The sequence below is a fragment of the Candidatus Eisenbacteria bacterium genome (assembly GCA_016867495.1).
GTDB lineage: Bacteria > Eisenbacteria > RBG-16-71-46 > CAIMUX01 > VGJL01 > VGJL01.
In genome coordinates, this window is sequence record VGJL01000106.1 from 1 (window position 1) to 8,909 (window position 8,909).

Sequence of the window (8,909 nt, forward strand, 5' to 3'; positions counted from 1 at the left end):
CGACGGCCGTCCGCCGGCCGGCGCAACGTCATGCGGGGCCGCGGCCCAATCCTCTTTCTTCTCGCGCTCCTCCTCTTGTGCGGACCCGGCGCCGCCGCTCCCGGGGGCCGTCTCGATGTGACCTACCAGAGCCCGGACGGCTACCGGATCTTCGCCTCTCACTATCGGCACGAGGGCCCCGCGGCTGGAGTCGTCCTGCTCTTCCCCGACCCGGGAGAGGGGAGGGCCGCGTGGTCGGTCCTCGCCGATTCCATTCGCGGGCGCGGCCTGGACGTCCTGGTGCCCGAGCTCCGGGGGACAGGCGTCAGCGTTTTCCAGCGGGGGATTAGGCGGGAGAGGAGCCGGACCCCGATGCGGGAGGACTCCGAGACCGGGCTGGACGCAGCGGCCGCGATGCGATATCTTCGCGCCTTGCCGGACGGCGTGGCCCATCCGCTGGTCGTGATCGGCTCCGGGGAAGCTGCTTCCGCGGTCCTCGGGTGGCGCGACGGGACGGCGGCCGCCGGATGGATCTTGCTGTCTCCTTCCATCGGGGGAGGGAGGCGCCCGACGGAGCCGACCGCCGGTTCATCCGTGAAGCTTCTTGTCTTGACATCGAGCGGCGACATCCAGGGGACCGAGTCGGCGGCGGCCTTGCTCCTGCGGGATCGTGAGGCGGAATGCTGGATAGCCGAAGGAACGGCTCGGGGAGCGGAGTTGCTCGCCGCAAGGGCGGATCTCCTCCCCGATCTGCTCGACTGGATCTCGGGCGCGTGCGGCGGCCGGTGAGACGTCTCGCGGTCGCCTTCCTCCTGCTCTCTCTTTGCCCCACCGCTCCCTTCGCGCTCGAAGGGGCGCTCCTGCTGGAGGAGGCCCGCGCTCTGTCCGACCGGGGGGAAGCGGCGGCCGCACGAGAACAGCTCGTCCGCGCGCGCTGGAGCGCCGGCGACCCGGCGCTCCGCAGGCTGGCGGAAACGCTTCTGCGCAGGAGCGAGGCCTCTCTCCCCGAGACCTTGCGCTGGGACTGGGCCGTTCTGCCGAGCGACAACCTCGGCAGCCCGGCCGGAGTGGAGGACCTTCCCTTCGCCATGGCTTGGCTGATGAGCGAGGAGGTCCTCTCGCGAGGCTACTCGCGGACGGCTCCCCTCCATCGCGTCGTCGCGGCGCTCGATCGCCTTCCGGAAGGCGCTGCGGCCGCCACGCCGGCTTTGGCCTCGACCCTGCCGATCCAGACGATCGAGGGGCTCAAGGTGCGTCTCGCGATGCTGCCGGGGCCAACCGGGAAACCGCTCTACTCCGGCGCGATCGACCCGGAGGCGGGACCGGGGTTGCGGGATGCCCTGCGTGCCTTCCAGTCCCTGAAGGGGCTCGAGCCGACGGGGGAGGCGGACGGCAGGACGATGGGGGCCATCCAGGAGGCGTACGAGCAAGCGCTCCTTCGGCCCACTCGTCCGATCGAAGCCGCGGGAATCGTCGATCTCTCGGCGGCGATTCCCGCGCGACACCTGATTCGCTCGAGCCTTCGCGTGCGCGAGGGGCGGCTCGTTTTCGAAGTCGCCATCCTCGACGCGCAGGGACGCCGGCTCTGGGGTCCGGTGGTGGATGAGGGGCCGCTGGAGAACGGAGCGATCATCGCGCGCTCCACGCTCCTCAGGCTTCTCGACCTCATCCCGGCCGAGTGGAGGCCGGAGCGGTTCTCGGGGATCGAAGAGCCCCTTCCATCGCTCGCCGATCTGCAGGAGGCGGGGAGATGGGCCCTCGTGCGCGCGCGGGGAGATCTCGCTCTGGCGAGGCTGCGTGGCTCGGCCCTGAGAGAGCGCAACCCGGGATGGGAGCGGGTCCTGGTTGCCGTGGACGCCGATCAGGCCGGCCCCAGCGAGATCGCCTCATGGGAGGACGCGCTCCGAAAGCGTGTGCTGCTCTTGGGCTCTGTCGGGGAGGAGGATATCCCTCTGACGCTCGAGGAGACCGTGAGCGAGATGCCGGGCGTCTTCGGATCGCCGGGCGATGCCAGGCGCGGACCCGTGAAAGCCCTCGGCGGCGAAGGGAGACTCCGTCTCGAGGGGAGGTTCCCGTGAGGCGCGGGCGGCTCTTCCTCCTCGCTCTCTGCGGCGTCGCGCTCGCAGTTGTCGCGGACTCCGCGGGGGCCCTCGATCTGACGCCGCGAACGGCACGCGCTGGAGCCAGATTCTCGAACTGGAGGATCGAGGGGGGAGAAGCGGAGCAGAGCGTGCGTCAAGCCTGGCTCCCCATCGAGATCGGCCTAGAGCCCCTTCCCGGGGGCGAGGTCAGCCTCGGTTTCGATCTCAGGCATCAGGAGATGGAGGGCAGCCCATCCGCCAAGTCGTCCGGAGTCGGCGCAGGATGGCTCAACGCGCGCCACCGCGTCGATCACAGATGGATCCTCGGGCTTGGCGCCGTCGTCCCGCTGCGGGATCCCTCCCTGACGGGAGAGGAGATGCGCCTGGCCTCGCTGTTGGAGGAGACGGGGCTTCGCATGCCGGTTGGCGGGTTGGCTCCCGGACCGGGCGTGGAGGCGCGCGCGCTCCGGATGATCCCGCTGGGCGCAGTCCACAAGGCGGGCGTTGCGGCCGGCATTCTGATTCGAGCGCCATACCGAGCTGCGCGGGGCGAGGGATCGCTCGATCCGGGCGATCGTCTCCGGCTGGCGGCGGCTCTGAACGGACCCTACCAGGGAGTCCACTGGTCTCTCACCGCCGCGGGCACGACCGAGGGCAATTCGAAGCTGCGCGGCGTCGATCGCTACCGCGAAGGGGAGCGCCTCGATCTGGCCCTTGGGCTCTCCCGCCCCGGCAACCTCTCGCTTGAAAGCCTGTTACGCCTCTTCCTTCAAGCCGAAGGCGAAGCAAGCGTGGGGTGGGCCGCCCCGAGCGGCGGCTCGGTCCTGAGCGGCGGCATCCAGACGGCATGGGGGGACGACTGGCGATGGCGGGCGGCCCTCACGGCCTGGCGCTACGAGGGGTTCGACGACCTGATCGCGGATCCGGTCGTTCTGAGGCCTTCCGTCGGCCTGCTCAAGAGATGGGGTCGGCAGGGAATCGAGGGGTCGATCGCCCCCGCTCTGGGTAGCGCGCGCGAGGGGCGCAGCCTCCGCGGACTCGAGGTCTCCTTCCTCTGGAGTCTGGGGCAGTGAGAATCGCGCGATCGCGACTGAGGCGGTTGCCGCCCCTCTTGCTCGCCGCGGGGCTGCTTCTCTCCTGCATGGCCGACAGGGTCACCGACTCGGGCGGGGGCCATCTGCTCGTTCGCTTCCTCGTCGCGGAATCGGCGAAGCTCGACAGCCCGACTCCCGCGCAGGCCGACGGCGCGGGGGACGGCGGATCCGCCGGACGGCCCGACTCTCTTGTCGTCGCCGTCCGCAACGGAGCCGGGACCCAGGTGGCCTTCGCGCGAGCGCCGATTCCGCCGTCGGGCGATGTCTCTCTGGAGTTTGCCGTGCCGCCGGGCCGCGACATCGAGGCGCTGCTCCAGGCCGAAGGGCCCGCGCCGACAGGAAGGGGAGGAATCTACTTCGGACGGCAGGGCGGGATCGTGATCGAGCGCGGCCGCGTCACCGAGACCACCGTTCTTCTTTATCCGGCATTCGCCGGGCCGCCGGTCATCGATGGAGAAGAGGGGGGGCTCCGATACACGGTGAGGTGGTCGCCGATCCCGGGAGTCGTTTCGTATCTGCTCAGGGAAGAGGCGGAAGGCCTGCAGACCGATTACACCCTCGCGGCGGCGGAGACGGCGCGGGTCTTCACCCCCGGCATCGAACGGGGGACCGCCGGGTTGCCGCGCGAGAGCGGCCGGCTGCGAGCCGAGCCGTCTTTGCGGGCGAGCCAAGCCGCGACGGGCCGCGCCTACAGGGTGCGCGGGGAGCTTCCGCTCGGGACCGGCATCTTCAGCGACTCCTCCTGGATCGACCTGGACCCATGGTTCGACCTCCCGCGCGTGATCGCCCTCTTCGCTTCAGGCGCGGCCATGCCCGACAGCGCCGAGGAGATCGCCGACACATGCACCATAAGGGTCCGGTTCGACCGCCAGATGGAGCTCCCGCTCTCCCCGCAGGACACGCTCGTCTCGGTCCGCGCTCTCTCTTCGGGGCAGACCGTCGATCTCGCTCGCAGCGCGCAGAACGGGTTCTCGGATCTTCTCCTCCGATCGATCGCGCCTCTCGATCGCGGGACCTGGTACAGGCTGCGCGTTTCTTCCTCCCTGCGAGGAGACGACGGACGCCGCCTCGACCAGGAGCCGAGGAGGGAGGGGTTGCAGGCCTTCGCGATCGACTTCCGCGTGGAGGTGTACGACCCGATCCGCGTCATCGGGATCTCCCCGGAGGACGGGGCGACCGACATCGCCCCTGTCGCTATGATCGTCGCCACGCTCAGCCATGCCGTCGATCCCGCGAGCGTCGATGCGGGCAGCCTCCGTCTCGTGGGCCCCGGCGGCGATGTCGCTGCCTCTCGCCAGGTCTCGGGCGGCGGGAAGACCCTGACCCTCGACCCCTCGGGGGAGCTCGAGTACGGGGGCCGATACGCGATCCGGCTCGAGACGACGATCCGGGATGCGGAGAGAGGGGAGCCGCTCGATCAGGATCCGCTGCAGAGCGGGCTGCAGCCCTTCTCTTCCGACTTCACGGTGCTCGCGCAGCCGAGGGGACCCTCTGTCGCGTCCACCGTTCCCGTCGCGAACGAGCCCCACCATCCCGTCTACGAGGCGGCGCGCGTCGAGTTCGACCGGCAGATCGATCCGGCGACATTCCTCCCGGGGCAGTCCGTTCTCTTGCAGCGCAATCTCAATGGACTGTGGGTGAATGTCGCCCTGCGTCCCGGCCCCTACAGCGACGATGGGAAGCGGTTCATCCTGGTCCCGGCGAGCGACCTGGCCCGCGACACCGAGCACCGTCTGATCATCCGATCGGGTACGGCGGGCGTGCGGGACGCGGGCGGCATCCCTTTCGATCAGGACTACGATACGCCCGGATTCCAGGACCTCGATCTTCGCTTCCTCTCCGAGCAGAACGTCAAGGTCATCGCCGTCCATCCCCCGAACGGAGAGGAGGGCGTGGCATGGGACGTGGAGGTGAGGCTCACCTTCGATCCGGGAGTGCGGCCTGCGTCCGTGGCGGAGACGACCGTGGCCCTGCTGCTGGATGGAGTCGGCGTTGCGGCCGCGCGCTTCGTCTCCCCCGATGGACGGGAGGTCAGGCTCAGGCCGGACAGTCCGCTGCGGGCGTTCCGTCGCTATCAGGTGGCGGCGGGGGCGGGTCTCCTCTCCGAGCGCGGCGGACCGTTCGACCAGGACTACTCCCTCGCGGGCCACCAGAGCTTCTCGAGCCAGTTCACGACGATCCAGGAGACGGTCGCGCCTTTCGTCGTCCAGGTCGCCCCCGCCGAGGGAGCCGCCGGGATCCGCGCCGACACGTCGGTGACGGTCGTCTTCAGCGAGCCCGTTCGCCCGAGCCTCGTGGAGACTTACTTCCATCTCACCAGGGGCGACTCGACCGGGCCGGCCGTCGCGGGCAGGGTGGTGCCGAGCCTCGACTCTCTCTCCGCGCGATTCGAGCCCTCCTCTCGACTCGCTGACTTGACGAGCTATCACGTTCACATCGAGACCCTGATCACAGATCGCTTCGGAAACGGCCTCGACCAGGATCCGGTCCGGGCGGGCAGGCAGAAGTTCCACTCCTCCTTCACGACAGAGCCCGAGAGGATCCCGCCGAGCGTACTGTCAGTGGATCCCGCGGACGGGGAGAGCGGCGTGGGGGTCGCTGACCCGGTCATCGTCGACTTCAGCGAGCCGATGGATCGATCCTCATTGGGGACGGCTGTGCGCGTGGAGATCTCCGGTGTCGCGCACCCGGGGACCTTGAGCTTCGATGATGACGATCGCCGTGCCATCTGGATTCCCGCCGGGAGCCTGCCCTTCGACCGTTCTGTCACGGTCGTTGTCGACACTTTGGCTCTCGATCTCGCGGGGAACCGGCTCGACCAGCACCCCGATCCCGCTCACCCCGGTCCCGATCCGTTCACGAGCGGCTTCCGGACCGAGCCCGACGCCTACGGTCCCGTCCTCGTCGCGTCGGTCCCAGAGGACGGCGCCATCGCGGTCGACATCGATGTCGATCCCGTCCTGACCTTCGACGAGCCCCTGGATCCGACGACCATCGGAGAAGGCTCGATCCGATTTACCGATTCGACCGGGGCAGCGATCCCCGCCGCACGCGTTGCCGACTCCGACAACAGGGAGGTCTCGCTGCTTCCCGCTGATCCGCTACCTTTCGAGTCGCGCATTCTGATCACCCTGACGCCGGCCCTGGCCGACACGCTCGGCAATCCCTTCGACGGCGACCCTTCGCAGGGGGGCGGGCAGGAGCGGACGATTTCCTTCAGAACGCGTGCCGAGAACATCCCCCCGCGCGTGACCGATCTGCTCCTCGACGGGGGACCCTGGCCCGCGGTCGACACGCGGGTTCGGCTCGTCTTCTCCGAGCCCGTCGACATCGCGAGCGTCAACGAGGGGACTTTCCGCCTCCTCGATGGAGGGCTGCCGGTCGATGCCACGAGGACCGTCTCGGCAAGCGGGGATACGGCGACGCTCGCTCCGGCGGCCGATCTCCAGTTCGAGACGACCTACACGGTCCGCGCGGAGGGAGTCCTCGACCGCAAGGGGAATCGGCTCGACCAGGATCCGTCGGTGCCGGGGGAGCAGGCCTACGAGGCCTCCTTCACGACGGTGACGGAGCAGGGCCCGCCGCCGCGCGTCGTGTCGAGCCTGCCCGGCGGGGGCGACACCGATGTCGATCCTCTGATTGTCCCGCGACTCGTCTTCAGCAAGCCGATGGATCTCTCCTCGTTCACGCCCACCACACCGGGTCTGATCCGTAACGGATTCGCCGTTTCCGTCGACCGGCAGGCGGAGCCCGGCGACACCGCTTTCGTCTTCCTGCACGCGCAGCCCCTCCAGGCGGGACGCTACCAGTGGCTCACATCGATGAGCCTCCGCAGCGCGGACGGGGCCCGGCTCGACCAGGACCCGGCCGTCCCCGGCAACCAGCCCTACCTGGCGGAGTTCGAGGTGGGGGCGCGACCGGTCGCCGACGCGGGCCCAGGAGTATGCGCGCTGGGCGACAGCAGGACGATCGTCTTCGATGCGAGCGGCTCGACCGATCCGGACGGGACGCTGGTGAGCGTTACATGGGATTGGGGAGACGGGAGCCCCCCGGAGACTCTGCCGATCCCCGCGGGCCTCTCGGCATCCCACACCTATGCCTGCACCGACACGGCGGGGTGCGACGGCCGCGACAGCGATGGCGACGGAGAGATCGACGAGACCGGAGAGGAAGGTTGCGACGAGAGCTACCACGTCATCATGAGTCTCGAGGACTCAGACGATCTGCGGGCCGCCGACACGACCGGAGTCTCGTTCTGTTCCTTCCTCGTCCGGAGGTCGGACCCGTCCTCAGGGGCGGCGGCCGTCGACACGCTCAAGACGATCCGTGTCACGCTCTCGCGCGCCTGCGATCCATCGACAGTCGATCCCTCGACCGTCTGGCTCGAGATCCAGGGCGGCGGAAGCATCGAGCTCGCCCGCTCGACGGAGGACGGAGACAGGATCCTGGTCTTGGATCCGGCCGCGTCGCTGCTTCCCGACACCACCTACACGATCCGCGTGGCGTCGATGCTGAGGGCACCGCTAGGGGAGGCGCTCGACCAGGAGCCGTGTGTTCCGGCCTATCAAGGGTTCGCATCCTCCTTCCAGACGGTAGCGCGCGCTGCCGTGCTGTTGGCTCCTCGAGGGAGGGAAAGGCCCGCGGAGCAGGGTTCCCGGGAGACGAGACCCTAGGTCTGCCGGATTCGCCCGCGGGGACCGATTCGCGCGCGGCGGAGCCGGAGGCCAAAGAGAGGCGGCGGATCCGGATGACGGATCCGCCGCCTCTTGCTCGATCGCGCCCTCGGGGCGCGGCGCTTTCCCCTCGCGGGAGGGCTGCGAGCCTACCGCAGGATGGTCAGCCTGCGGCTCTGCTGGAAGGCCCCCGACGTGAGGCGGTAGAAGTAAACGCCCGAACCGACCTGATGGCCCTGGTCGTCGAGGCCGTCCCAGGTCACCTGCTGCTGCCCGGCATCCGCCTGCCGATCGAACAGCGTGCGGACGAGCCGGCCGGAGGCGTCGAAGATCTCGAGGCGCGCCTGGCCCGCGTTGCTCAGACGGAAGTTGATGGTCGTCCCCGGGCGGAACGGATTCGGCGCGTTCTGCGACAGCTGCGGCGCGAGCCCGCCTCCGATCTGGTCGACGGCGCCGGGGTTCGGCGTGAAGCTCTCGATCGCCAAGTCGTCGATCGCTGCTTCGATGAGTCCGCCCTGGTTCAGGTCGCACGCGACGAAGCGGAACCTGATCTGAGCCGTGAGCGGAACGAAGGTGTCGATCCGAAACGTCATCTTCCGCCATGTGTTGTCGTTGTTCGGGACTCTCTCGAGCGGGACCCAGCTGGTTCCGCCATTGCTCGAGACATCGACAGCGAACTCGTCATCGGTGGAGTTGCCCGCTTCCCCGAACCAACGGTGGTAGGAGACGAACGCCATCGTCGCATCCTCAAGATCGAAGATGGGGCTCAGGAGGGTCGTGCAGCCTCCGTCGACGTCGGCGTCCCCGGCCGCTCCCCCGGGCAGGCCGTTTCCGGTCACGTAGCAGATGACACCGGGCGCGGGCGTATGGTCGTCCTCTGGCTGGACCTGCTGCGCCGGGCTGCCGTAGGTTGTGCCGACCGGGTCGGCATGGATCCAGATCCCCGCAGTCGCGTTGTCGCCGGCCGCCCCGAGCTGCCAGCCGGTCTGCGTCTCCACGTCGTCCACGAAGAACATCTCGGTGATGTAGAGGGTGTAGAAGCTGCCGGGGGCGCCGGCCGGAGAGGTCGCTTCCAGGCCGAT

General features: G+C 69.2%; 5 protein-coding genes. 4 read left to right on the forward strand and 1 reads right to left on the reverse strand.

Annotated elements, in window-relative coordinates:
• Positions 1 to 30: 30 nt before the first annotated feature.
• From FJY88_09585 to FJY88_09600, 4 genes are read left to right on the forward strand one after another with little or no spacing between them, the layout of a single operon-like run.
• Positions 31 to 768 (forward strand): hypothetical protein, encoded by a 738-nt coding sequence (locus tag FJY88_09585; protein ID MBM3287581.1) that lies wholly within the window; start codon positions 31 to 33, stop codon positions 766 to 768.
• Positions 660 to 2,057: a peptidoglycan-binding protein gene (locus tag FJY88_09590; GenBank protein MBM3287582.1), complete on the forward strand. Its 1,398-nt coding sequence runs from the start codon at positions 660 to 662 to the stop codon at positions 2,055 to 2,057. Before FJY88_09585 ends, FJY88_09590 begins: the two co-directional genes overlap by 109 nt.
• Entirely contained in the window at positions 2,054 to 3,133 is a 1,080-nt protein-coding gene (locus FJY88_09595) for a hypothetical protein (GenBank protein MBM3287583.1), read from the forward strand. The genes FJY88_09590 and FJY88_09595 overlap by 4 nt, the downstream gene beginning before the upstream one ends.
• Positions 3,130 to 7,827, forward strand: coding sequence for a hypothetical protein (locus FJY88_09600; protein MBM3287584.1), 4,698 nt, complete (start codon positions 3,130 to 3,132; stop codon positions 7,825 to 7,827). Before FJY88_09595 ends, FJY88_09600 begins: the two co-directional genes overlap by 4 nt.
• A gap of 149 nt (positions 7,828 to 7,976) precedes the next feature.
• Here the strand turns inward: FJY88_09600 and FJY88_09605 are convergent.
• Positions 7,977 to 8,909 (reverse strand): T9SS type A sorting domain-containing protein (locus tag FJY88_09605; protein MBM3287585.1); only part of this gene is annotated, 933 nt, incomplete at its 5' end.

What these genes read in the sequence shown, in the direction of transcription:
- FJY88_09585 (MBM3287581.1), top strand. Translation starts at nt 31, where the DNA reads ATGCGGGGCCGCGGCCCAATCCTCTTTCTTCTCGCGCTCCTCCTCTTG.
- FJY88_09590 (MBM3287582.1), top strand. Translation starts at nt 660, where the DNA reads ATGCTGGATAGCCGAAGGAACGGCTCGGGGAGCGGAGTTGCTCGCCGC.